Here is a 23437-nt window from a genome sequence, read left to right on the forward strand (position 1 = left end):
GGACGCATAGCCGTTGCGGATACCGAACGGGTCGCAGGCGGGCCCGGAAGCTGCACCTATCCTAAGCCGCGATGGCGCCCCCGTCCAGCCTGCGCGCGCCGGCGCCAGACGGCAAAAGGGGCGGCCCCGTGAAGAGAACCACCCCAGAATCTCCTGCCCGCGCGGGTGCGCGCAACATCAGGCCCCGAGCCCAAGCGGCGCACCGGTATCTGACACCCCCTGCCCCACTGCAGCCAGGGTGTCAGACACCGAATGGAATCACGCCGCCATCAACTGCCACGCCAGACGCGCAGCCGCGCGCGCGCCGTGGCCGTCGATGTCGAACTTGGGATTGAACTCCGCCATGTCGGCCAGGCGGAGCTTGCCGCTGGCCTTGACCCGCAGGACGATCTCCTCGATCACGGACATCGGCACGCCATACGGCGCGGGCGCGGAAACGCCCGGCATCACGCCGGCGGGCAGCACGTCCAGGTCGATCGTCAGGTACACGTGTTGCGCCTTGGCCAGCAGCGCGTCCACATCGGCGAGCCGCAACGCCAGGTGACGCTCCTGCATCTCCCGGTCTTCGATCCATACGGCCCCGATCTCGGCCGCGCGGGCGTAAAGCGCCGGCGTATTGGCCAGCCGCGAAACGCCCAGGCAGGCGTACCGCACGTCGCGCCCGCGCGCCTGGCTGTCCCGCGCGATCTGGTCGAACGGCGTGCCGGAGCTGCCCGGACGTCCCGTACGCAGATCGAAGTGCGCGTCCAGGTTCAGGACCAGCACGGCGCCGGCATCGCCGCGCGCATCCAGCCAACGGGCCAGGCCCTGGAAACTGCCCCACGCGATCTCATGGCCGCCGCCCAGCACGACCGGTCGCGCCCCTTGCCCCATCAGTTCGGCAATTCGCAGGCCCAGGCGCTCCTGGGCCGCTTCCAGCTTGTCGCCGTGGCAGTCGATGTCGCCCGCATCCAGCAGGCGCGTCAGGCCGTGCGCGGGCAGGCCCGCCAGGTACTTGCGGATGCCCGCCGGACCTGAGGCCGCGCCGACCCGGCCCTGGTTGCGGGCCACGCCGGCGTCGCACGCAAAGCCCAGCAGCACGGCCTCGCCCATGTCGGCCTGCCCTGCTTCGGCTTCGACGATGTGCGCCAGCCGGCGGGTGTCGCCCTGCTCGGCGCTGTCGTCGCGCGCCTTCCACAGGCTCATATCGAGTGTCGACGCGCTCATGCCGCCGCCCCCGGACCCGCGCTCAGGACCGCCTGCAGGAACTCGCGGGTGCGCGCTTCGCGCGGCGCGCTGAAGATCACGTCCGGCGAACCGGATTCCAGGATGACGCCGCCGTCCATCACGGCCACGACGTCGGCCACGTCGCGGGCAAAGCCCATTTCGTGGGTGACGACCATCATGGTCATGCCTTCGCGGGCGAGCAGCTTCATGACCTGCAGCACTTCGCCCACCAGCTCCGGGTCCAGCGCCGAGGTCGGCTCGTCAAACAGCATGACCTGCGGCTGCATGGCCAGCGCGCGCGCGATGGCCACGCGCTGCTTCTGCCCGCCCGACAAGCTGGCCGGCATGGCCGAGACCTTCTGCGACAGGCCAACCTTGTTCAGCAGGTCGGCCGCCAGGGCGTTGGCTTGCTCGCGTCCCAGGCCGAGCAGCTTGCGCGGCCCGACGGTCACGTTGTCCAGCACCGACAGGTGCGGGAACAGGTTAAAGCCCTGGAACACCATGCCCACCTGCGTGCGCAACTGGTTCAGCTCGGCCTCCGGCAGCATCGCGCCGTTGTCCTGCAGCGTCTGCCCGCAGATTTCCACGGTGCCGCGCTGCGCCACTTCCAGGCCGTTGCAGCAGCGCAGCAAGGTGCTCTTGCCCGAACCGCTGGGGCCGATCACCACCACCACCTGCGACTGCAGCACATCGAAGTCGATGCCGCGCAGGACGGCGTGGTCGCCGTAGGACTTGTGCAGGCCGCGGATGCGGATCATTTCCTGCCCTTCGATGACGAGGCTCATTGCACCATCCCTCCGGCGCGCAGGCGATGCTCGACCTTGCGCAAAATCACCATGGCCACCGTGGTCAGAACCAGATAGATCAAAGCCACCACCAGGTAGGTTTCCAGCGAGCGATATGACACGCTGATGATCTTCTGCCCTTCGTGCATCAGATCGTGAATGGTCAACAGCGACACCAGCGCGGAATTCTTGATCAGCGCGATGAACTCGTTGCCCAGCGGCGGGATCATGCGCACCACGGCCTGCGGCAGGATGATGATGCGCATGGCCTGGCCCGACGACATGCCGAGCGAGCGCGCCGCTTCCGTCTGGCCGCGGTCCACCGACTGGATCGCGCCCCGCACGATTTCCGACACGTAGGCGCCGGAATACATGCCCAGGCCCAGCACGCCGCAGGCGAAGGCCGGCAGCGTCACCCCGAACTGGGGCAGCCCGAAGAACCAGATGAAAAGCTGCACCAGCAGCGGCGTGCCACGGAAGAACAGCAGGTAGGTGCTGCACAGGTGATAGATGACGCGGCGTTGCGGGTTGAGCCGCCCCACGCCCACCAGCAGCCCCATCACGCAGCCCAGCAGCAAGGCGCCGGCAGTCACCTCGATGGTGACCGCCGCGCCCCGCAGCAGCGCGTCGAAGTCGGCGAAGACGGGAGAAAAATCCAGGTTCATTTCGCGGGCGCCTCGAACCACTTGTTCACGATGGTTTGATAGGTGCCATCGGCCTTCAGCTTCTGCAGCGCGGCGTTCAGCTCGCGCGTGAGTTCAGGCTTGTTCTTGGGCACGGCGATGCCGTAGTCCTCGGTGGTCACCTGCTCGCCCAGCACGGTCAGGCCGTTGGTGCTCTGCGCGAACAGCTTGGCGGCGGGCTTGCCCGTCACCGCGGCGTCGGCGCGGCCGATCTGCACCAGGTTGAACATTTCCTGGTTCTTTTCGACTTCCACGCGCTGCACCTTGGGGAAGTGTTCCTTCAGGTAGTTGACGGACTTCGTGCCGACCTGCACCGACACCTTGCGGCCGTCCAGGTCCTTGATGCTCTTGATGGGGCCGTCGGCCTTGGTCAGCACCACCAGGCCGCCCGCGTAGTACGGGTCGGTGAAGTCGACGACCTTGCTGCGCTCGGGCGTGATGTAGATGGCGGACACGGCGATATCGGCGCGGCCGGCCTGCAGGGCCGGAATCAGGCCCTTGAAGTCGATGTCGATCCATTCGATCTTCTTGCCCATCGCGCCGGCCAGCGCTTCGACCAGCTCGATGTCAAAACCGGTGCGCTTGCCGTCCTTGACGAACTCCATCGGGGGGAAGGTGGCGTCGGTGACGGCGCGGATCGTTTCCTGGGCGTGCGCGGAACCAGCGGCCCAGGCGAGGCTCAGGGTCAGGGCGGCGGAAAGCAGGGTGCGGCGAGTGGTCATGGTGGGTCCTATGCGTGTGGATACGGCGGTGGGTACGGCGATCGTTGAAACCAGGAACGGACTAAGGGGTGCAGCATGTAATTCGGTTAGGCAAAGCTTGCGGCCATGCGGGCCTTCATCAGGTCGCCTTCAATCGGGCCGAAATGCGGCGGGCGGCCGCGACGGTCATGTCGATCAGGGCGTTCGGGCGTTGCGCGGCGCGGGTGGATGGCGCCATGAGCGTGATCGACGCCACGGCCTGGTTGGCCCGCTGGAAGATCGGCACGCTCACGCCCCAGACGCCGGCGTCGACCTCGCTGTCGGTCACGGCATAGCCCTGGTCGCGGATGGCCTCCAGTTCGCTTGCCAGGCGCGCGACATCCACGCCGGCCTCGTTGGCCAGGTAGGCCAGCGCCCCCTGCAGCCGGGCTTGGGGCATGAACGCCAGCAGCGACTTGGCCGAGGCGCCGCGCGCCAGCGGCAGCCCGCGGCCTTTGGTGAACGAGCAGCGCAGCGGATGCTGGCTTTCCACCATGTCCAGGCAGACCGCCTGATCCTTGACCGCGACCAGCAGGCCGATGGTTTCGCCGGACGACGCGGCCAGCGCCGCCATGTCGGGCTGCGCTTCGTGGATCAGGTACGACGATTGGTCAAAGCCCCAGGCCAACTGCACACAGAGCGGGCCGGGGCCGTACTCGCCCTCGTGTTCGGCGACGAATCCCCAGCGCTTGAGCAGCGCGATCTGCCGGTACAGCGTGCTTTGGGCAAGGCCGGTCTTTTCGGCCAGCGCGGCAATGCTGAGCGGGCCGTCGTGACGCGCCAACGTGGCCAGCACATACAGGACGCGATCCGCGCCCGCCCCTACGGACGTTTCCGACATGACAACTCGACTCCCAGCAATATGGCGGCGAGATTATCAATTTGTGGTTGACGAGCTTTGATTTTTTCCCACCCGCTGAGAATCGCAAGGGAAAACCCCGAAATCCGGACGCAAAAAAGCCCGCCGAGGCGGGCTTTCGCGGCGGCGGGCGGGGTTCAGGGCGCGGCCGGCTTGTCGTAGTCCGACAGCCCCACCCCGGAAACGCCCTTCACGCCGTCCTTGCCCGGCGCCGTCTCGGCCGCCGTTGCGGATGCGGGCGGCGGCGCCTGGTCCGGGGCCGGCACACCGGCCGATTGCGTGGCGTCCGCCTCCTGCGGAGCGCCCTGCGCCGCGGCGCGGCGCTTGCGCTTGGCGTCTTCCTGCTGCTGGATCATGGCCGTCAGCTCGGCCGCAAGCGCCTCCGACTTGCCCGTCGCCGCCCATGCGGCGGCGTCCTGGCCTTTGGTGTCCTGCGTGGTGACGTCGGCCCCGGCCCGGATCAGCAATTCCACCATGGGCTTGCGGCCGGACAGCGCCGCCATCATCAGGGGCGTCTCGCCGTTGGGCGCGGGCGCGTTGACCATGGCCTTGTTCGCCAGCAGCAAGCGGGCCATCTCCATCTGCCCCTTGGACGCGGCGTAATGCAGCGGGGTCCACCCCAGCCGGTTGACCTGGGCGCCGCGCGCGATCAGCTTTTTGGCGCGTTCGGTCTGACCAGCGATGGCCAGGTACATCAGCGGCGTCTCGCCCGCCGGGTTTTCGGCGTTGACGTCCGTGCGCTTGTCGGCGGCGAGCACGTCGAAGACTTTCCAGGCGTTGTCCACGACGGCCCGCATGATGGCTGGTTGGCCGTTCTTGTAGCGCACGTTGGGGTCCGAGCCCTGCGCAAGCAGCGCCCGGATGTCGTCGGGGTAATCGTTGGCGACGTAGACCCACCAGTCGCCGGCATTGGCGGCCTGGGCGGCCGGCGCGGCCAGGCCCAAGGCCAGGGCAAGCAGGCCGGCGCGGCCGCATGACAAAAGGGCTTTCTGGGCGGAGGCGAAGCGGATGGCCATGGCAGTCCTAGGGATGCAGGTTCAATGAATCGGATCGGGCTATTTCTTGATCTTGCTGAACAGCCGGAAGAAATTGTCGGTGGACGCCTGCGCCACCTCGGCCGCAGTGATGCCGCGCAGGTCCGCGATCTTCTCGGCCACGTGGATCACCTTGGACGGATCGTTCAGCTTGCCCCGGTACGGCACGGGCGCAAGGTATGGCGAATCGGTTTCGATCAGCAGCCGGTCCAGCGGCACCTTGGCCGCCACTTCGTGCACGATCTGCGCGTTCTTGAAGGTCACGATGCCGGACAGCGAGATGTAGAAGTTCTGCTCCAGCGCGGCCTGGGCGATTTCCCAGGTTTCGGTGAAACAGTGCATCACGCCGCCCACCTCGGCCGCTTTCTCTTCGCGCAACATGCGCACGGTGTCCTCGGCGGACGACCGCGTGTGCACGATGAGCGGCAGGCCGGCGTCGCGCGCGGCGCGGATGTGGCGGCGGAAACGCTCGCGCTGCCAGTCCAGCGGCTCGGACAGCCGGTAGTAGTCGAGCCCCGTCTCGCCGATGGCCACGACCTTGGGGTGTTCGGCCAGGCGCACCAGTTCTTCGGGCGTCGGGTCCGGCGTGTCTTCGTAGTCAGGGTGCACGCCCACCGAGGCCCAGAGCCGCGGTTGCGGTTCCACCAGCGCCATCAGGCCGGGCCATTCCGGCATGTTGACGCTGACGACCAGCGCGTGGGTGACCTGGTTGGCGGTCATGCGGTCGAGAATGGCCGGCAGATCGTTCGCCAGCTCGGGAAAGTTCAGGTGACAGTGTGAATCGACGTACATGGTGAGTCTGGTGTGGGGAGCCGTGGCGCTCCGCCCCGATGCCGGGCAAAGCGCCGCCGGATCAAGGGCTTACGCCTGGCAGGATAGCACCACGCGCTGCAGGGTGGCGTGGGCGAAGAGCTTGGCGTTCAAGGGGTGGGTGGCCAGCGCGCGCTGGCGGGTCAGCCAGCGCGCCGCCTCCGCCACGCGCGCGGGATGCATGCGGAACGCCACCTGCGCCACGCCCGCCGCCAGCGACGGAAAGTAGCGCACCGGGGCGCCGGCGCTGGCCAGCATCAGGTCGGTGTACAGCCGTTGCAGGGCATCGATCCATTCGGGCGCGGCCACTTTTTCCAGGGCTTCGGCCAGCGTGCCCACATCGGGGGCCTGCCCCTTGGCCAGCGGGTTGACCAGTTGGACCAGCCAGGCCGGACAGGGGGACTCCCCGGACTGCGCCAGGCGCAGCGCCGCCAGCGGCGCGCCGCCCGCGGCTGCCAGCCATTCGCGCGCCGGCTCCACGTTCTGGTCCCGCAGCCACTGCAGCGCCGTGTCGGCGTCCGGGGCGGGCAGCGGCAGGCGGCGGCACCGCGACACCAGCGTGGGCAGCAGCCGGTCCGGCGCATCGGCCACCAGCAGGAACACGGTATGGGGCGGCGGCTCCTCCAGCACCTTGAGCAAGGCGTTGGACGACACGACGTTCAAGGCATGGGCCGGATAAAGCAGCGCCACGCGCCAGCCGCCCCGGTGCGTCGCGGTATTGAACCAGGACTCCAGCGAGCGGATCTGGTCGATGCGGATTTCCTTGGAGGGCGCGCGCTTGGCGGCGCCCGTCGCCGGCTCGGCGTCTTCCTGCTGTTCAGCCGCGTCCGCGCCCTCTTCCACGGCCACCGCCTCGGGGCGGATGCGCCGCAGATCGGGATGGTTGCCGCTGGCGAACCAGGCGCACGCCGCGCAGTGGCCGCAGGCGAGCCCGTTTTCAGGCGCCTCGCACAGCAGGCTCGCCGCCGCGGCGACGGCGAAATCCAGCTTGCCGATGCCGGCCAGCCCATGCACCAGCCAGGCATGGGCGAAGCGGTCGCGATTGCCCAGCCACGCGCGTGCCGTGTCCAGTTGCCAGGGCAGGAACTGGGGCGCGCTCATGCCGCGACGGCCAGCAGCTCGCGCAGGCCGGCTTCGAGGTCGGTGCGGATCTGGGCGATGGAGCGGGTGGAGTCCACCACGCGGATGCGGTCGGGGTCGGCCTTTGCGCGGGCATGATAGGCCTCGCGGGTGCGCTCGAAGAACGCCGCGCCCTCGCGCTCGAAGCGGTCGGGCTCGCGGGCATCGGCCAGCCGCGCCCGGGCGACTTCCAGGGGCACGTCAAAAAGCCAGGTGCGGTCCGGGCGGCCCGCCTGCATCCAGTTTTCCAGGATCGCCACGCGCTCCGCCCCGAGGCCGCGGCCGCCGCCCTGGTAGGCGTAGCTCGCATCGGTGTAGCGGTCGCAGACGACCCAGGCGCCACGCGCCAGCGCCGGCTCGATCACTTGGCGGACGTGCTCGCAGCGGGCGGCAAACATCAGCAAGGTCTCGGTGTCCAGCCCCATCGGATCATTCAGGACCAGCGTGCGCAGCTTTTCGCCCAGCGGCGTGCCGCCGGGCTCGCGGGTGGACACCACCTCCAGTCCCTGTCCGCGCAGGAAATCGGCGATCCAGGCCGTGTGCGTGCTCTTGCCCGCGCCGTCCACGCCCTCCAGCGTGATGAAGCGTCCGCGTGAGGTCATTGATCTTGTCCTTGTGCTGATTCGGGGGCGGGATCTGCCGCCTCGGCGGGTGCGTCGGCGGGCGCGGGGGCCGGAGCGGGGGTCGACGCCGGCGTGGGCGTCGAGCGCTGGCCGAGGATGTAGCGGGCGACGTTGCGGTTGTGCTCGGACAGGTTGGCCGAGAATTCGCTGGTGCCGTTGCCCCGGGAGACGAAATACAGGAATTTGTGCTGTTCGGGCTGCACGGCCGCCAGCAAGGCCGCCCGGCCCGGCGCCGCGATGGGCGTGGGCGGCAGACCGGGACGCGTGTACGTATTCCAGGGCGTGTCGGTCTGCAGGTCGCGCTTGCGGATGCGGCCCTGGTAGGCCTCGCCCATGCCGTAGATCACGGTGGGATCGGTTTGCAGCAGCATGCCGATCTTGAGCCGGTTGGTGAACACGCCCGACACGCGGCGGCGCTCCGGACCGTGGCCGGTTTCCTTTTCGATGATGGACGCCAGCACCAGCGCCTCGTAGGGCGTGGACACGGCCACGCCGTCCTGACGCTTGTCCCAGGTGTCGTTCAGGATGCGCTGGCCTTCCTGATAGGCGCGGCGCAGCAGGTCGAAATCGGTGCTGCCGGGCGTGAACACGTAGGTATCCGGGAAGAACAGGCCTTCCGGATGCTTGATGTCCGATCCCAGGCGCGCCAGCAGTTCTTCATCGCTGACCCCGTCCAGCGTCTGCTTGACGTCGGGATTCTCGCGCAGCGCCTGGCGGATCTGGCGGTAGGTCCAGCCTTCCAGGAACGTGATCTGCCGCTGGGTCATGTCGCCGCGCGCCAGGCGCTCGAGCAGCAGCCAGGGCGTGTCGCCATTGATGGCCTGGTAGCCGCCCGCCTTGATCAGCTTGTCGCGTTCGGACAGCCGGGCCATCCACACGAAGCCGGGCTCCCACACCGGCACGCCGGCCGCATTGAGCGCGCGCGCGACGGTGCGCGGACTGCTGCCCGGATCCACCACAAAGTCGATCTTGTCGGACGCCAGCGTAAGCGGGCGGTGCATCCAGGTATAGGCGGCACCCACCGCGCCGCCCACGGCCAGGACGACGAGAAGCAGGAACCACAGGACGAAATTTCGGAGTCGCATCTTCATAAGTGTCGGAAGTTTAATGGATCGCGGGGCCAAGCCGGGCCACAACGGGGGCCGGATCGCGCGACCCGCCCCTTTACGCGTCGGGGGCATGGCCGGGTCAGCCGGAGAACGCGGCTATCATCAGCACTTTGATGACGCGATAACCCCCGCCGACATGCACGCCTTTTATTCTTCGATTCCTGTCCGCGCCGAAGGTTGCGCGCAATGCGCGCCGCTGCCGGACCTGACGGTCTTCAGCGCCGCGGGCGCCGATGCCCTCTCCTTCCTGCATGGCCAATTCACGCAGGACGTCACGGGACTGCCTTCCGACGCCGCCCGCCTGGCCGGCTACTGCACCGCCAAGGGCCGCCTGCTTGCCACGATGGTGATGTGGCGCGGCACGGACGCCGCGGACGACGCCCCGCAGCTCTACGGCATGGTCCGCCAGGACCTGTCCCAGGCCCTGCTCAAGCGCCTGTCCATGTTCGTGCTGCGCGCCAAGGTCAAGCTGGCGCCCGCGCCGCTGCAGGTGGCTGGCGTGCAGGCCACGCCGGAACAGGCTGCCGCGCTGGAAGCCGTCGCGGGCGCCCTGCCCCGCGCCACCTGGCAGCGCGCGGATCTGCCGTCCGGCACCTGGATCGTCGCGCCGTCGGCCGACGACCGCCTGCGCTGGTGGTGGATCGCCTCCGACGCGCAACTGGAACAGTCCGCCGCGCTGGTCCCGGCGCTGGGGCTGGCGCCGGCCGCGTCCTGGCAAGCGGCCGAACTGGCGGCCGGCATACCCTGGATCGCGGCCGCGACGCAGGATGTCTTCATCCCGCAAACGGTCAACCTGGACCTGATCCAGGGCGTCAGCTTCACCAAGGGCTGTTATCCGGGGCAGGAAGTCGTCGCGCGCAGCCACTACCGCGGCACGGTCAAGCGGCGCATGGCCTTCGGCACCGTCGCCGACGCCACCCTGCAGGGACCGGCGCTGACGGGCGTGGATGTGTTCGACGCGGCGCAGCCCGGCGAGGCCATCGGCCGCGTCGTCCAGGCCGCGAGCGACCAGGGCGTGGTGTCGGTGCTGTTTGAAACCACCCTGGCCGCGCTGCCCGACGGCGACCTGCGCCTGGCCAGCGTGGACGGCCCGCGCATCGCCACGGCGCCGCTGCCGTACTCGATCAACCCGTGAGCCGGTCAGGCCTGCACGCCGGAAAATCCCCGCGCGCGCAGGCCGTGATGTTTCAGACCGCCACCCCGAACAGCGCCCCCACGCCCGCCGTCACGGCCATCGCCGCGGCGCCCAGCACGGTGACGCGCAGCGCGGCCGGCGCGATGGGCGCGCCCCCGGCCTTCGCGGCCATCGCGCCCAGCGATGCCAGACAACAGACGGACGCGCCGATGACCCAGCCGATGAGATGCGGTCCAGGCGAGACAACCGCCACGGCCAGCGGCACGGCGGCGCCCGCCGCGAACGACGCCGCGGAGGCCAGTGCCGCCTGAACCGGCTGCGCGCGGTTGTGCAGGGAAATGCCCAGCTCGTCCCGGGCGTGCGCGTCCAGCGCGTCATGGCTGGTGAGCTGGCGCGCCACCTGCTCGGCCAGTTCGCGCGTCAGTCCCCGCGCCACATAGATATCGACCAGTTCGGCCAGTTCTTCGCCGGAATTGCGGCGCAGCGAGCGCTGCTCCAGCCGCAGGTCGGCGGCTTCTGTATCGGCCTGGCTGCGCACCGAGACATATTCGCCTGCCGCCATCGACAGCGCGCCGGCCACCAGGCCGGCCAGTCCCGAGGTGAGAATCGCCCCGTGCGTAGCCTGGGCCGCCGCGACGCCGGTGATGAGGCTGGCCGTCGAGACGATGCCGTCGTTCGCGCCCAGGACCGCGGCGCGCAGCCAGTTGCTGCGAAAAATCCGATGATGTTCTTTTGCTGGCATTGCCGGAAAACCCATGCGACGCGCGACAGGCGCACGGCGCGCCGGGCACAGGACCCGGACGCGCCGCGCGCGAAGTTCATCGCGGCGTCACGCGCACCGCGGTGAGCAAGCCTATCACGCACAGCGTGGCTTGTTCACCGTCGTAGGCATGCATCTCCACCTGGCAGACCGAAAGACGCTTGCCGGGCTTGACCACGCGCCCCGTGGCAAGGAACCGGTCGCCCTTGGCGGGGGCCAGGAAGTTCATCTTGAACTCCGAGGTCAGCACGTCCTCGCCCGGCCCGAACAGCGTGAACGCGGCATAGCCGCCGGCGCTGTCGGCAATGGTGGTGGAAATGCCCGCGTGCAAAAAGCCGTTCTGCTGGCAGAGGTCGGCCCGGTAAGGCAGGACGATGTCCACCCTGCCCGGCTCCACCGCGCCCAGCCGGGCGCCCAGCAGCGCCATGATGCTTTGCTGGCCGAAACTGGCCTGGACCCGCGCGGCCGGGTCCACGGATGTCTGCAGGTCGGCCATGTCAGTCCTGCTCACGCTTGACCAGGTTGACGATGCTGGAGAAATCCAGCTTGCCCGAGCCGCCCGCGCTGTGCAGCGAATACAGGTTGCGCGCCAGTTCGCCCAGCGGGATCGATGCGCGCGCCGACAGCGCGGCCTCGGCGGCCAGGCCCAGGTCCTTGAGCATCAGGTCCACGCCGAAACCGCCCGCGTAGCCCTTGGAGGCCGGCGCGTGTTCCATGACACCCGGCCAGGGGTTGTAGAGCTCGGTCGCCCAGTTGCGGCCGGAGCTCTTGGCGATGATGTCCGACAGCACCTTGGGATCCAGTCCGTTGGCCACGCCCAGCGCCAGCGCCTCGGACGTGCCGGCCATCAGGATGCCGAGCAGCATGTTGTTGCAGATCTTGGCCACTTGGCCGGCGCCCGCAGGACCTGCATGGAAAATGTTCTTGCCCATCTTCTCCAGCACGGGACGGGCGCGCTCCAACGACGCTGCGGCGCCCCCCACGATGAAGGTCAGCGTGCCCGCGGCCGCGCCGCCCGTGCCGCCCGAGACCGGGGCGTCGATCATGGCGATGCCGCGCACCTCCGCGGCCTGGGCCACCTTGCGCGCCGAATCCGGCGCGATGGTGCTGCATTCGATCACCAGCGCGCTGGACGCGATCTTGCCCAGCAGATCCTGGTCCAGGTACAGGCCCTCGACGTGCTTGCTGGCCGGCAGCATCGAGATCACGACCTCGGCCCCCTCGACCGCCTCGGATGCGGATGCCGCCGCGGTGGCGCCGGCGTCGGTCAGCAGCTTGATGGCCGCCGGCATCAGGTCGAAGACCTTCAGGCTGTGGCCGGCCTTGACCAGATTCAATGCCATGGGCGCACCCATGTTGCCCAAACCGATAAACGCGATGCTGCTCATGATGTCTTGTCTCCTGTTGCTATTGCTGTAGGTATGGATTCATCGTGATCTGCGTGGCGCCGGGGCCGGCCGAGGGACCGGCCGAGGGATCAGCGCCCTTCCTGTCCCAGGTCGGCAAGCGGATGCGGCTCGCCCTCGGGCCAGGGTTCCTCAAAGAATTTCTGCACCCAGGCGTCGGTAGCCATGTCGATCACGGCCGGATTCCAACGCGGGTTCTTGTCCTTGTCGACCAGCAGCGCGCGGATGCCCTCGGCAAAATCGCCATGCGCGGTGCAGGCCAGCGCGGCGATGTACTCGACGCGGAACACATCGTCCAGCGACCGCAGCCGCGTGCGCTGCTGCAACGCGAAGGCCAGCCGCACCGATCCCGGCGAGCCCGCGAGCATGGTCTTGGCCGCGCGCGACAGCCACGGGTCTTCGTGGTCTTTCAGGTACGACAGCTCCTCGTAGATGTCGTCCAGGCGGTTGCCGTTGCACAGATTGTTGATCACGAACGAGTGCTGGCGCAGCGGCCCGGCTTCGAGCGGCGTGGGCGGCTCCAGCGCGGCCAGCGCGCGGCGCAGCAACCCGTCGTTGATGGACCGCGGCGGGATGGCGTCTTCGGCCGCGCCGCTGGCCTGTCCGGCCCACGGCTGCTCTTGCAGCGAGGACAGCAAAGCCGGCCAGTCCGCGCTGTTCAGGCGGAAATCGGCAAGGCCGGCGAAGAACGCATCGGACGTGTTCAATTGCGCGCCCGTGAGCGCCAGGAACACGCCGCTGCGGCCCGGCATGCGATTGAGCAGCCAGCTTCCGCCCACGTCCGGGAAGAGCCCGATCGACACCTCGGGCATGGCCAGGCGCGAGGTCTCGCTGACGACGCGATGGCTGGCGCCCATCATCAGCCCGATGCCGCCGCCCATGACGATGCCGTGGCCCCAGCACAGCACGGGCTTGGGATAGGTATGGATGCGGTAATCCAGCCGGTATTCGTGCTCGAAGAAGCGGCGCGCGTAGGTGTTGCTCCAGCTCGGCTTGCCCGCGTTCTCGGTCATGCTGCGGTACAGGCCATGCAGATCGCCGCCCGCGCAGAACGCCTTGTCGCCCGCCCCTTGCAGCACGACGAGCGCAACACCGGGATCGCGAGCCCATGCGTCCAGACGGTCCGCCAGGAGATCGACCATCTCCAGCGACAGGCCGTTGAGCGTCTGCGGCGCGTTCAGCGTCGCAATGCCGAAACGCATTCCATTGGCGGCGGATCTTTCTTCGAACAACACCGGTGCATTCATCTTATGTCGGCTCCTTTTTCCAACAATTGGCGGGCAATGATCACGCGCATGATCTCGTTGGTGCCCTCCAGAATCTGATGAACGCGAGTATCGCGCACCAGACGCTCCAAGGGATAGTCTTTAAGGTAACCATAGCCGCCATGGATCTGTTGCGCGTCCAGGCAGATCTGAAAGCCCATGTCGGTGGCGAACCGCTTGGCCATCGCGCAATACGTGGACGCGTCGGGCGCGCCGGCGTCCAGCTTGCAGGCGGCCAGCCGCACCATCTGGCGCGAGGCCACGAGATGCGTGGCCATGTCCGCCAACTTGAATTGCAGGGCCTGGAACTCCGCCAACCGGCGATTGAACTGCCGACGTTCGTCCATGTAGCGGCGGGCGGCGTCCAGCGCGCCTTGCGCGGCGCCGACCGAGCAGGTGCCGATGTTGATGCGGCCGCCGTCCAGGCCCTTCATGGCGATCTTAAAGCCCTCGCCCTCCTGCCCCAGCATGTTGCCGGCCGGCACGCGCACGTTCTCGAAGGTGATGGGACGAGTGGACTGGCTGTTCCAGCCCATCTTCTCTTCCTTGCGGCCGTAGCCGATGCCCTCGCTGTCCGCCGGAATGGCGAACGCGCTGATGCCGCCGGCGCCTTCGCCCCCGGTGCGCGCCATCACGACCAGCAGGTCGGTGTCGCCGCCGCCGGAAATGAAGGCCTTCGCGCCATTGATGACGTAATCGTCGCCGACGCGTTGCGCGCGCGTGGACAACGATGCCGCGTCGGAGCCCGCGCCGGGTTCGGTCAGGCAGTAGGAAGCCAGCTTTTCGCCGCTGGCCAGCAAGGGTCCCCAGGCTTCGCGCAACGCCGGCTGGCCCCACTTGCCGACCATCCACGTCGCCATGTTGTGGATGGTCAGGAACGCCGTGGTGGACGGATCCACCGCTGCCATTTCCTCGAACACCAGCGTGGCGTCCAGGCGCGGCAGGCCCAGGCCGCCGATGTCCTCGCTGGCGTAGATGGCGCAAAAGCCCATCTCGCCCGCGCGGGCGAACGCCTCGCGCGGAAAAATGCCCTCGGCGTCCCAGCGCGCGGCGTGGGGGGCCAGTTCGCCCTCGGCGTAATCACGCGCGGCCTGCGCGAACGCGCGCTGCTCGTCGGTCAGTTCCAAGTCCACGGCCTGTCTCCTGTTGTAGTCAGTATTGTCGGGTGGCGTTGCTGCCGTCTCGTGAACGCCAGCCGGTCGATTTTGACATGACGTTGACGTAAACGTAAGCGGGAAACTGGCTTTATGTTACGCCCGAAGCGCTTGGGCGCTTTGTCGTATTTATGACAATGTGAAGGGGCTATCTGAGAGGCCGGGGCGATGGGCGCTCAGGATGGGCGCTCAGGATGCCACGCCTACAACAGCCCGGCCGGCCGGACCCGCCCGTTCTTGGCCGTCTTGGCCCGGCGGTGCTCGGCGCGGCGGCGGCGGGACTCCTTGGGGTCGAAGGTCAGCCCGCGGTAGATTTCCACGCGATCGCCATCGGCCAGACGCGCCGCCGGTTCGGTGGCGCGGCCGAAGATGCCCACGCCCCGTTCCCACGGCTTGACGACCGGAAACGCCTGCGCAAACCCGCTGGCCGCCAGCGCGTCCTCGACGGTCGCGCCCTCGGGCAGGCGCACGTCGCGCTGCCACGCGTGGCCGGGCAAGGCGTAGCAGACGATGACGCCGATCTGCCCCGCCGCGGACGGCTCATTCGCCATACTTGGCCTGCGCGCGCTTGGTGAACGAATCGATGAAGCTGGTGGCGATGCGGTTAAAGACCGGGCCCACCACCATCTCGAGCGGACGGTTCGAGAACGCGTACTCCATGGTGAAGAGGACCTTGCAGGCGTCTTCGGCCAGCGGCTGGAACACCCAATGCCCGACCAGGCTGGAGAAAGGACCATCCACCAGTTCCAGGTCGATCCGCTCGGGATAGACGTGGGTATTGCGGGTGGTGAAGCGCTGCTTCATCCCTGCGAAGGAAATCAGGATGGAGGCCTGCATGCCGTGTTCGTCGCGGGTCTGCACCTCGGCGCCGCCACACCACGGCATGAACTCGGGGTACTTCTCCACGTCGGCAACCAGGTCGAACATCTGGGCGGCGCTGTAAGGCACCAGGACGGATCGTTGTACTTTGTGCATCGACTATCGCAAATGGCTAGAATGGCAAGATTTTACCGGCACAGTGCGTTGTGGGCCTAACGCCGCCCCAGAACGACCCCTGCAAGAAGGCTTTATGAGCATTATCGACAATCGCAAGGCCACGCACGACTATTTCATCGAAGACCGCTACGAGGCCGGCCTCGTCCTGCAAGGCTGGGAAGTGAAGGCGATCCGCGACGGCCGCGTGCAGCTCAAGGAAAGCTACGTCATCGTGCGCGATGGCGAGCTGTACCTGCTTGGCATGCACGTCAGCCCGCTTCCCACGGCGTCCACGCACATCCATCCCGATGCCATGCGCACCCGCAAGCTGCTGCTCAAGGCCGAGGAAATCAGCAAGCTCATCGGCAAGGTCGAGCAGCGCGGCTACACGCTCGTGCCGCTGAACCTGCATTACAAGAACGGGCGCATCAAGCTCGACTTCGCACTGGGCCGCGGCAAGAAGCTGTTCGACAAGCGCGACACGGCGCGCGAGAAGGACTGGGCGCGCGAAAAGGAACGCATCATGAAGCACGACACCCGCGCGCCGCGCCGGAGCAAGGACGACTGATTCAGGCCGCCGCCGGCAGCAGCGGCCGCTCGGCCTCCTGCCCGGCCCCAACGACGCGGTTGCGCCCCGCCGACTTGGCGGCGTAGAGCTTGCGGTCGGCGCGCTCGAAAAGCACCTGCAGATTCTCGCCGGGTATCCAGTCCTCGACCCCGGCGCTGAAGGTGTACGAAATCGTGCTGCCACCATGGGCGCAGGGTGTGCGCCGCACCGAATCCAGCAGGCGCTCCGCCACTTCCAGCACCGCATCGCTGCGCATGTCGGCAAACAGCACGGCGAACTCCTCGCCGCCCACCCTGCCCACATGATCGCCAGTGCGCAGCGTGGCGGTCGCCAGCAGCCCGAAATGGCGCAGCACCGCGTCGCCAGCCGCATGGCCATGCGTATCGTTGATGCGTTTGAAATGGTCGATGTCCAGCAGCAGCAGGGTCAGCGGACGGCGCATGCGCAGCGCCTGCGCGCAGTAGCGCTCGGCCTGCAGCCACCATGCCTTGCGCGACATCAGGCCGGTCAGGAAATCGGTGTTGGCCTCCTGTTCCCGGTCCGCCAGCATGCGGTCATGGATGATCATGATGGTGCCCAGCGTCAGGCAAGGCATGATGAGCACACCCAGCGTCAGGAAGGCCACGCCCCACACGGTGGGCTCCAGGAAGGCTGAAACCGAGTCGAACCCGCTCAGGTACACCAGCGCGCGCAACGCGCAGACCACGGCGGAGATCAGCGTCACCACCCACACGAACCGGTAGCTGTAGCGCGACCGGTGCGTGGGCATGTTGCGCTGGATGACGACGGCGACGGCCAGCATGAACCCCATCTGCAGCAGCGACATTGCCACGATGCGCGGACCGACCTGCCAATCCACATAGGTGTAGACCGCCACCACCGACAGCGCCGCAAGGCAGCCCAACGTCATGAGGTGCCGCGGCACGGCCAGCCCCAGCAGCCGGCGCACGCCCGCGTAGTACGCGCACAGCGCCAGCGCGATGGCCGCGTTGGGCACCAGGATCGACGCCCACAGCGGGGCCTGGGTGTTCTGCAGCGCAAAGCCGGAAAACGCCACCAGCGTCAGCAGGTTGGCGCGTATGGTCTCGCGGATGCCCGCCATGCCGCTGCGCGCCAGGGACCCCAGGACGCAAAGGGAAAGTACCCCCGCCAGCGCTGCTATCAGAAGCAAATTAACGGGAGCGATCATGGGGCGGGCGCCGCGGGGCGCAGTATCAGCTGTTGCGCGTGGACTTCACGATGGTCATGGCGGAGGCGATCATGCCGCCCACGTCGGACAGATTGGCGGGCAGGATCAGCGTATTGCCTTCCTTGGCCACGTTGCCGAAGGCCTCGACGTAACGCTCGGCGACCTTCAGGTTGACGGCCTCCATGCCGCCCGGCTGGCGGACCGCGTCGGCCACCTGCGTGATGGCCTTGGCGGTGGCTTCGGCAATCGCCAGCACCGCCGCGGCCTCGCCCTGCGCCTGGTTGATCTGCGCCTGCTTCTCGCCCTCGGAACGCGCGATGGCGGCCTCGCGCTCGCCGGTGGCGATATTGATCTGTTCCTGGCGGCGCCCTTCGGACGCGGCGATCAGCGCGCGCTTCTCGCGTTCGGCGGTGATCTGCGCCTGCATCGACCGCAGGATCTCGTTGGGCGGCGTCAGGTCCTTGATTTCATAGCGCAGCACCTTCACGCCCCAGTTCAGCGCCGCCTCGTCCAGCGACGAAACGATGTTGCTGTTGATGGAATCGCGCTCTTCGAACGTGCGGTCCAGTTCCATCTTGCCGATGACCGAGCGCAGGGTGGTCTGGGCAAGCTGGGTGATGGCCGAGATGTAGTTGGACGACCCGTACGACGCGCGCATCGGATCGGTGACCTGGAAGTACAGCACGCCGTCGACCTGGAGCTGCGTGTTGTCGCGCGTGATGCAGACCTGGCTTGGCACGTCCAGCGGGATTTCCTTGAGCGAATGCTTGTAGGCCACGCGCTCGATGAACGGAATCACGAAGCCGGCGCCCGGCGACAGGACACGGTCGAACTTGCCCAGGCGCTCGACCACCCAGGCATGCTGCTGCGGCACGATGGCAATGGCCTTGATGACGATCAGGATCGCCAGCGCGACGATGACGAGCAGCACGATAGTGGAAGTATCGATCATGATGGAAAGCCTCTTTTCGGGTAAATGCGCTGGCCTGTCCTGCCGCGCGGGCCAGGGTTCAGCGGTGGCCCGCGGCGCGCGCGGGCCGGTCTGCTATGCCGACCCGGCGCTCTTGGGGGTGAGCACCAGGGTCGAACCGCGCAATTCTGTGATGATGTGTTCGCCGCCCTGGGGCGCGTGCCCCTCGGCCAGCTCGGCCTGCCAGTGCGCGCCCCGGTACCAGATGCGCGTGGTGCGGTTGTCGGACCAGGCCTCGACCATGACGGTCTGGCCGATATCCAGGTTGACGTCGGCATTGCGGGCGGAATCGACTTCGCGCTTTTTCAGCACGCGGGTCTTGCGCAACACCAGCAGCCCCAGCAGCAGCACCACGCCGCAGGCCACCAGCTCCCATTGCAGGCCCGCGTTCAGCCAGGCGGCAATACCGCCGGCCGCCAACCCCAGCGCGACCAGCAGCAAGTAGAAGGTTCCCGTCGCCAGTTCCCCGATGAGGGCGAGCGCGGCCAATCCCAGCCAGATCCACATAGTCTCAAGATCGCCTGTAAGGATGATTATCTGAGCGGATTGTACGTATTTCCGGGACGGAGCGGGAGGACGCCGCGCTCCCTCGGAAACAATGGCGCTGGATTATGATGTGCGCTGGCGCGCCCGGTCCCCGGACCCGGCGCGCCGCCCTCATCCACGAACAAGCTTTTATGACCGCCGCAACGCCTTCTGCTCTTCCCGTCCTGATCCTGCACACCGGCGATCCGGACGACACGCTCAAAAGCCAGTTCGGCGGCTATGCCGAACAAATCATGCGGGCCGCCGGCCTGGAGGCCAGCGCCGTCGACATCGTCGCCGTCTACGCGGGCCAGCGCCCGCAGGCGCCCGCCTGCTACCGCGCCGCACTGATCACCGGATCGCCGGCCATGGTTTCCGACAAGGAGCCCTGGAGCGAAGACACGGCCGCCTGGCTGCGTGAGGCGGTGGCCGCGGACCTGCCCATGTTCGGGGTCTGCTACGGCCACCAGTTGCTGGCGCACGCGCTGGGCGGCAAGGTCGGCTACAACCCGGCCGGGCGCGAAGTCGGCACCCAGACGGTCGAACTGATGCCCACCGCGGCGGGCGATCCGCTCATGGCCGGCGTCCCTTCCACCTTCCCCGCCCAGATGCTGCATGCCCAGACCGTGCTGCAGCCGCCGCAGGGCGCCGCCGTGCTGGCGCGGTCCGACCTGGACGAGCACCAGATGATCCGCATCGGCCGCAACGTCTTCTCGACCCAGTTCCATCCCGAGTTCGGACCGGATTTCATTCGGGCGCACCTCGAACGCTATGGCCGCCGCTACGCCGCCGAGAACCTCGACGTGCCCGGGCTGACCGCCAACGTGCGCGCCACGCCCGTGGCCGGCGACCTGCTGCGCCGCTTCCTGGAGACCTACGCGCCCGGCGCCTGACGCCCCGACCTCCCGCACAGGACGCCCCCGGGGAACATCGCGGGCAGCGCCGCCGGGACGGTCGCAACAAGCGGAGTGCAGCGGCCGGCCACCCTTGAGACCATAGCGCCAAGCGTACCCAATCACGCGCAATGCCAGGAGTCCCCGATGAGCCCCGCCGCCGCCCCCTTGAACAAACAGCACGCTGCCGCCGTGGAACGCGCCTGCCGCGCCCTGGAAGCCGAGCAGCCGCCCGATCTGTCGACGCTGGCCGAACAGGCCGGCATGAGCCGCTTTCATTTCCACCGTGTCTTCAAGGCCGCCACCGGCATCACCCCCAAGGCCTACGCGAACGCCCTGCGCGCCAGCCGCGCGCGCCAGCGCCTGGAAGACAGCGCCAGCGTCACCGACGCCATGTATGACGCCGGCTTCAATTCCAGCGGGCGCTTCTATGAGGCCGCCCCCGCCATCCTGGGCATGACGCCCACCGCCTTTCGCAAAAATGGCGAAGGCGTGGACATCCGGTTCGCGGTTGCACAGTGTTCGCTCGGCGCCCTGTTGGTCGCGGCCAGCACCACCGGCATCTGCGAGATCGCGCTGGACGAGGACCCGGACCGGCTGGTGAGAAACCTGCAGGACCGCTTCAAGGCCGCCCGCCTCATCGGCGCCGATCCCCGCTTCGAACGCTGGGTCGCCGACGTGGTGGGTTTCGTCGAAGACCCCTCGCGCGGGCTGGACCTGCCGCTGGACGTGCGCGGCACGGCCTTCCAACGCAAGGTCTGGGAGGCGCTGCGCGAGATCCCGCTGGGCGCCACCGCGACCTACGCGCAGGTGGCCGAACGGATCGGCGCGCCCGGCGCCGTGCGCGCCGTGGCCCGCGCCTGCGCGACCAACCACATCGCCCTGGCGATCCCCTGCCACCGGGTGGTCCGCACCGACGGCGGACTGGCCGGGTATCGATGGGGCATCGACCGCAAGCGCGAACTCATCGCCCGCGAGGCGCTCGCCGCCTGACACGCGTGCGGACCAGGCCGGGCCGCCGCGGCATCCCACCGCCCCGCACAGCCGAAAAAAAGCCCCGCATCCCAGTAGGATGCGGGGCTTTCTATTTCAGGCGGCCAATCAGTTCTTGGCCAGGCGCTGCCAGGTGTCGACAACGGTATCCGGATTCAGCGACATCGACAGGATGCCTTCATCCTTCAGCCACTGCGCGAAGTCCGGGTGGTCGCTGGGGCCCTGGCCGCAGATCCCCACGTACTTCTTGGCGGCCAGGCAGGCCTTGATCGCACGGCGCAGCATGAACTTGACGGCCTCGTCGCGCTCGTCGAAGTCGGCGGCCAGCAGCTCCATGCCCGAATCGCGGTCCAGGCCCAGGGTGAGCTGGGTCATGTCGTTGGAACCGATCGAGAAGCCGTCGAAGTACTGCAGGAACTCGTCGGCCAGGATGGCGTTGGACGGGACTTCGCACATCATGATCAGCTTCAGGCCGTTTTCGCCGCGCGCCAGGCCGTGCTTGGCGAGCAGGTTCACGACCTTTTCGGCCTGGCCCAGGGTGCGGACGAACGGCACCATGATCTCGACGTTGGTCAGGCCCATTTCATCGCGCACCTTCTTGAGGGCTTCGCATTCCATGCGGAAGCACTCGGCGAAGTCCTCGGCGATGTAGCGCGACGCGCCGCGGAAGCCCAGCATGGGGTTCTCTTCCTCGGGCTCGTAGCGCGAACCGCCGACCAGCTTGCGGTATTCGTTGGACTTGAAGTCCGACATGCGCACGATGACGGGCTTCGGGTAGAAAGCGGCCGCGATGGTGGCGACGCCTTCGGCCATCTTCTCGACGAAGAAGGCGCGCGGGCTGGCGTGGCCGCGGGCGGCCGATTCCACGGCCTTCTTCAGCTCGCCGTCCACGTTCGGGTAGTCCAGGACTGCCTTCGGGTGGATGCCGATGTTGTTGTTGATGATGAATTCCAGGCGCGCCAGGCCGACGCCGCCGTTGGGGATCTGGGCAAAGTCGAACGCCAGTTGCGGGTTGCCCACGTTCATCATGATCTTCAGATCGATGGCGGGCATTTCGCCGCGGCGCACTTCCTCGACTTCGGTTTCGATCAGGCCGTCATAAATGCGGCCTTCGTCGCCCTCGGCGCACGACACGGTGACAGCCTGGCCTTCCTTCAGCAGGTCGGTCGCGTTGCCGCAACCCACGACAGCCGGAATGCCCAGTTCGCGCGCGATGATCGCGGCGTGGCAGGTGCGGCCGCCGCGGTTCGTCACGATGGCCGACGCGCGCTTCATCACGGGCTCCCAGTTGGGGTCCGTCATGTCGGTGACCAGCACGTCGCCCGGCTGGACCTTGTCCATGTCGGAGATGTCGCCCACCACGCGCACGGGGCCCGAACCGATCTTCTGGCCGATCGCGCGGCCGGTGATCAGGACCTGGCCGGTGGCCTTCAGGCGATAGCGCTGCTGCACGTCGTTGGCGCCCTGCTGCGACTTCACCGTCTCGGGACGCGCCTGCAGGATGTAGATCTTGCCGTCGACGCCGTCGCGGCCCCACTCGATGTCCATCGGGCGGCCGTAGTGCTTTTCGATGATGACGGCGTAGCGGGCCAGTTCGTTGACTTCGTCGTCGGTCAGCGAGTAGCGGTTGCGCTCGGACACCGGCACGTCCACCGTGCGCACGGCACGGCCTTCGGGACGCTCGGGATCGAATTCCATCTTGATCAGCTTGGAGCCGATGCGGCGGCCGACGATGGGATAGTGGCCCTGGGCCAGCGTGGGCTTGAAGACGTAGAACTCGTCGGGGTTGACGGCGCCCTGCACGACGGTTTCGCCCAGGCCGTACGACGACGTGATGAAGACCACGTCCTGGAAGCCCGATTCGGTGTCGATGGTGAACATGACGCCGGCGCTGCCCTTGTCGGAACGCACCATGCGCTGGATGCCGGCCGACAAGGCGACGTCGGCGTGGGCGTAGCCCTTGTGCACGCGATAGGAAATGGCGCGGTCGTTGTACAGCGACGCGAACACGTGGCGGATCTTATCCAGCACGTCGTCGATGCCCACGACGTTCAGGAAGGTTTCCTGCTGGCCGGCGAACGAGGCGTCGGGCAGGTCTTCGGCGGTGGCGGACGAGCGCACGGCAAACGAGCCCTTGCCGTCGGCATCGAGCTTGGCGAAGGCGTCGCGGATCTGCTTTTCGAATTCCGGCGAGAACGGCGCTTCGACGATCCATTGGCGGATCTGCGAGCCCGCGGCAGCCAGTTCGCGCACGTCTTCGGGGTTCAGCGTGGTAAGGCGTTCAGCGATCCGCTTGTCCAGGCCCGAGGCCTTCAGGAAATCGCGGAAGGCATCCGCGGTCGTGGCGAAGCCGCCCGGCACGCGGACTCCCGCGCCAGACAGCTGGCTGATCATTTCGCCAAGTGATGCGTTCTTGCCTCCTACCGAGTCCACGTCCGTCATGCGGAGCTGCTCGAACAAAACAACATACGACATTGAAGTCACCTTTTACAATGGAATGAAAGCGAGTTTGGTCAATGCATGAAAAGCGCTGTCTTGGCTGCCGCAGGAAGACTGTTTCCGGGCCTGCGCAGGCACGCTTTCAGACGCTGACCAAACTGGCCTTGGACCGCCCTTGGGGTGACTTATAGGGGCCT

The 23437-nt window shown here is 67.7% G+C and carries 25 protein-coding genes; 4 read left to right on the forward strand and 21 right to left on the reverse strand.

The window, feature by feature from the left end; translation table 11 throughout:
- Window positions 1-258 precede the first annotated feature (258 nt).
- The 10 genes from hutG to mltG form a co-directional block, all read right to left on the reverse strand.
- The gene (hutG, locus tag ACZ50Q_RS17080; RefSeq protein ID WP_464079069.1) at window positions 259-1206 is read right to left on the reverse strand and encodes a formimidoylglutamase; all 948 of its coding nucleotides are present in this window, start codon (window positions 1204-1206) and stop codon (window positions 259-261) included.
- Window positions 1203-1991 (reverse strand): amino acid ABC transporter ATP-binding protein, encoded by a 789-nt coding sequence (locus ACZ50Q_RS17085; protein ID WP_305781745.1) that lies wholly within the window; start codon window positions 1989-1991, stop codon window positions 1203-1205. Before ACZ50Q_RS17085 ends, hutG begins: the two co-directional genes overlap by 4 nt.
- Window positions 1988-2656, reverse strand: a complete 669-nt coding sequence (locus ACZ50Q_RS17090; RefSeq protein WP_092582326.1) for an amino acid ABC transporter permease — start codon at window positions 2654-2656, stop codon at window positions 1988-1990. Before ACZ50Q_RS17090 ends, ACZ50Q_RS17085 begins: the two co-directional genes overlap by 4 nt.
- Entirely contained in the window at window positions 2653-3396 is a 744-nt protein-coding gene (locus ACZ50Q_RS17095) for a glutamine ABC transporter substrate-binding protein (RefSeq protein WP_092582325.1), read from the reverse strand. Before ACZ50Q_RS17095 ends, ACZ50Q_RS17090 begins: the two co-directional genes overlap by 4 nt.
- A gap of 118 nt (window positions 3397-3514) precedes the next feature.
- A complete protein-coding gene (locus tag ACZ50Q_RS17100) occupies window positions 3515-4255 on the reverse strand; it encodes an IclR family transcriptional regulator (RefSeq protein WP_092582324.1) in 741 nt (246 codons plus the stop codon).
- A 155-nt stretch (window positions 4256-4410) separates the two neighbouring features.
- The gene (locus tag ACZ50Q_RS17105; RefSeq protein ID WP_464079070.1) at window positions 4411-5289 is read right to left on the reverse strand and encodes an ankyrin repeat domain-containing protein; all 879 of its coding nucleotides are present in this window, start codon (window positions 5287-5289) and stop codon (window positions 4411-4413) included.
- A 39-nt stretch (window positions 5290-5328) separates the two neighbouring features.
- Complete coding sequence (locus tag ACZ50Q_RS17110) at window positions 5329-6099, reverse strand: TatD family hydrolase (protein ID WP_464079071.1); 771 nt, start codon at window positions 6097-6099, stop codon at window positions 5329-5331.
- Between the two features lie 69 nt (window positions 6100-6168).
- Window positions 6169-7218, reverse strand: coding sequence for a DNA polymerase III subunit delta' (gene holB, locus ACZ50Q_RS17115; protein ID WP_464079072.1), 1050 nt, complete (start codon window positions 7216-7218; stop codon window positions 6169-6171).
- The gene (tmk, locus tag ACZ50Q_RS17120; protein ID WP_464079073.1) at window positions 7215-7838 is read right to left on the reverse strand and encodes a dTMP kinase; all 624 of its coding nucleotides are present in this window, start codon (window positions 7836-7838) and stop codon (window positions 7215-7217) included. The genes holB and tmk overlap by 4 nt, the downstream gene beginning before the upstream one ends.
- Window positions 7835-8944 (reverse strand): endolytic transglycosylase MltG, encoded by a 1110-nt coding sequence (gene mltG, locus ACZ50Q_RS17125; protein WP_464082008.1) that lies wholly within the window; start codon window positions 8942-8944, stop codon window positions 7835-7837. The genes tmk and mltG overlap by 4 nt, the downstream gene beginning before the upstream one ends.
- Window positions 8945-9104: 160 nt before the next feature.
- Here mltG and ygfZ point away from each other — a divergent pair, with 160 nt between their 5' ends.
- Window positions 9105-10103, forward strand: coding sequence for a CAF17-like 4Fe-4S cluster assembly/insertion protein YgfZ (gene ygfZ, locus ACZ50Q_RS17130; RefSeq protein ID WP_464079074.1), 999 nt, complete (start codon window positions 9105-9107; stop codon window positions 10101-10103).
- Between the two features lie 52 nt (window positions 10104-10155).
- Here the strand turns inward: ygfZ and ACZ50Q_RS17135 are convergent, their stop codons facing one another.
- The 7 genes from ACZ50Q_RS17135 to ACZ50Q_RS17165 all read right to left on the reverse strand — a co-directional run bounded on the left by ACZ50Q_RS17135 (window position 10156) and on the right by ACZ50Q_RS17165 (window position 15663).
- Complete coding sequence (locus ACZ50Q_RS17135; protein WP_464079075.1) at window positions 10156-10845, reverse strand: VIT1/CCC1 transporter family protein; 690 nt, start codon at window positions 10843-10845, stop codon at window positions 10156-10158.
- A 76-nt stretch (window positions 10846-10921) separates the two neighbouring features.
- Entirely contained in the window at window positions 10922-11359 is a 438-nt protein-coding gene (locus tag ACZ50Q_RS17140; protein ID WP_464079076.1) for a PaaI family thioesterase, read from the reverse strand.
- A 1-nt stretch (window position 11360) separates the two neighbouring features.
- On the reverse strand, window positions 11361-12251 hold the full coding sequence (mmsB, locus tag ACZ50Q_RS17145; protein ID WP_092582317.1) for a 3-hydroxyisobutyrate dehydrogenase: 891 nt from the start codon (window positions 12249-12251) through the stop codon (window positions 11361-11363).
- Between the two features lie 89 nt (window positions 12252-12340).
- Window positions 12341-13516, reverse strand: coding sequence for an enoyl-CoA hydratase/isomerase family protein (locus ACZ50Q_RS17150; RefSeq protein ID WP_464079077.1), 1176 nt, complete (start codon window positions 13514-13516; stop codon window positions 12341-12343).
- Window positions 13513-14667, reverse strand: coding sequence for an acyl-CoA dehydrogenase family protein (locus ACZ50Q_RS17155; RefSeq protein ID WP_464079078.1), 1155 nt, complete (start codon window positions 14665-14667; stop codon window positions 13513-13515). The genes ACZ50Q_RS17150 and ACZ50Q_RS17155 overlap by 4 nt, the downstream gene beginning before the upstream one ends.
- A 224-nt stretch (window positions 14668-14891) precedes the next feature.
- The gene (locus tag ACZ50Q_RS17160) at window positions 14892-15239 is read right to left on the reverse strand and encodes an RnfH family protein (RefSeq protein WP_464079079.1); all 348 of its coding nucleotides are present in this window, start codon (window positions 15237-15239) and stop codon (window positions 14892-14894) included.
- Window positions 15229-15663 carry a type II toxin-antitoxin system RatA family toxin gene (locus ACZ50Q_RS17165; protein WP_056316825.1) on the reverse strand — a complete coding sequence of 145 codons (435 nt, stop codon included), beginning with the start codon at window positions 15661-15663 and terminating at the stop codon, window positions 15229-15231. The genes ACZ50Q_RS17160 and ACZ50Q_RS17165 overlap by 11 nt, the downstream gene beginning before the upstream one ends.
- 94 nt (window positions 15664-15757) lie before the next feature.
- On the opposite strand from ACZ50Q_RS17165, the gene smpB reads away from it, so the two are divergent.
- The gene (smpB, locus tag ACZ50Q_RS17170; protein WP_008167747.1) at window positions 15758-16231 is read left to right on the forward strand and encodes an SsrA-binding protein SmpB; all 474 of its coding nucleotides are present in this window, start codon (window positions 15758-15760) and stop codon (window positions 16229-16231) included.
- A 1-nt stretch (window position 16232) separates the two neighbouring features.
- Here smpB and ACZ50Q_RS17175 read toward each other — a convergent pair whose 3' ends face one another.
- The 3 genes from ACZ50Q_RS17175 to ACZ50Q_RS17185 all read right to left on the reverse strand — a co-directional run bounded on the left by ACZ50Q_RS17175 (window position 16233) and on the right by ACZ50Q_RS17185 (window position 18897).
- The gene (locus ACZ50Q_RS17175) at window positions 16233-17420 is read right to left on the reverse strand and encodes a GGDEF domain-containing protein (protein ID WP_464079080.1); all 1188 of its coding nucleotides are present in this window, start codon (window positions 17418-17420) and stop codon (window positions 16233-16235) included.
- 25 nt (window positions 17421-17445) lie between these two features.
- Window positions 17446-18372 carry an SPFH domain-containing protein gene (locus ACZ50Q_RS17180; protein ID WP_076521280.1) on the reverse strand — a complete coding sequence of 309 codons (927 nt, stop codon included), beginning with the start codon at window positions 18370-18372 and terminating at the stop codon, window positions 17446-17448.
- A gap of 93 nt (window positions 18373-18465) precedes the next feature.
- Window positions 18466-18897 (reverse strand): NfeD family protein, encoded by a 432-nt coding sequence (locus tag ACZ50Q_RS17185; RefSeq protein ID WP_076521281.1) that lies wholly within the window; start codon window positions 18895-18897, stop codon window positions 18466-18468.
- A gap of 170 nt (window positions 18898-19067) precedes the next feature.
- On the opposite strand from ACZ50Q_RS17185, the gene ACZ50Q_RS17190 reads away from it, so the two are divergent.
- A complete protein-coding gene (locus ACZ50Q_RS17190; protein WP_092582313.1) occupies window positions 19068-19808 on the forward strand; it encodes a glutamine amidotransferase in 741 nt (246 codons plus the stop codon).
- A gap of 147 nt (window positions 19809-19955) precedes the next feature.
- Window positions 19956-20801, forward strand: coding sequence for a bifunctional transcriptional activator/DNA repair enzyme AdaA (locus ACZ50Q_RS17195; protein ID WP_076521283.1), 846 nt, complete (start codon window positions 19956-19958; stop codon window positions 20799-20801).
- A 108-nt stretch (window positions 20802-20909) separates the two neighbouring features.
- Here the strand turns inward: ACZ50Q_RS17195 and ppsA are convergent, their stop codons facing one another.
- On the reverse strand, window positions 20910-23276 hold the full coding sequence (ppsA, locus tag ACZ50Q_RS17200) for a phosphoenolpyruvate synthase (protein WP_092582311.1): 2367 nt from the start codon (window positions 23274-23276) through the stop codon (window positions 20910-20912).
- Window positions 23277-23437: the final 161 nt, after the last annotated feature.

Source organism: Achromobacter sp. T5-5 (assembly GCF_055397965.1).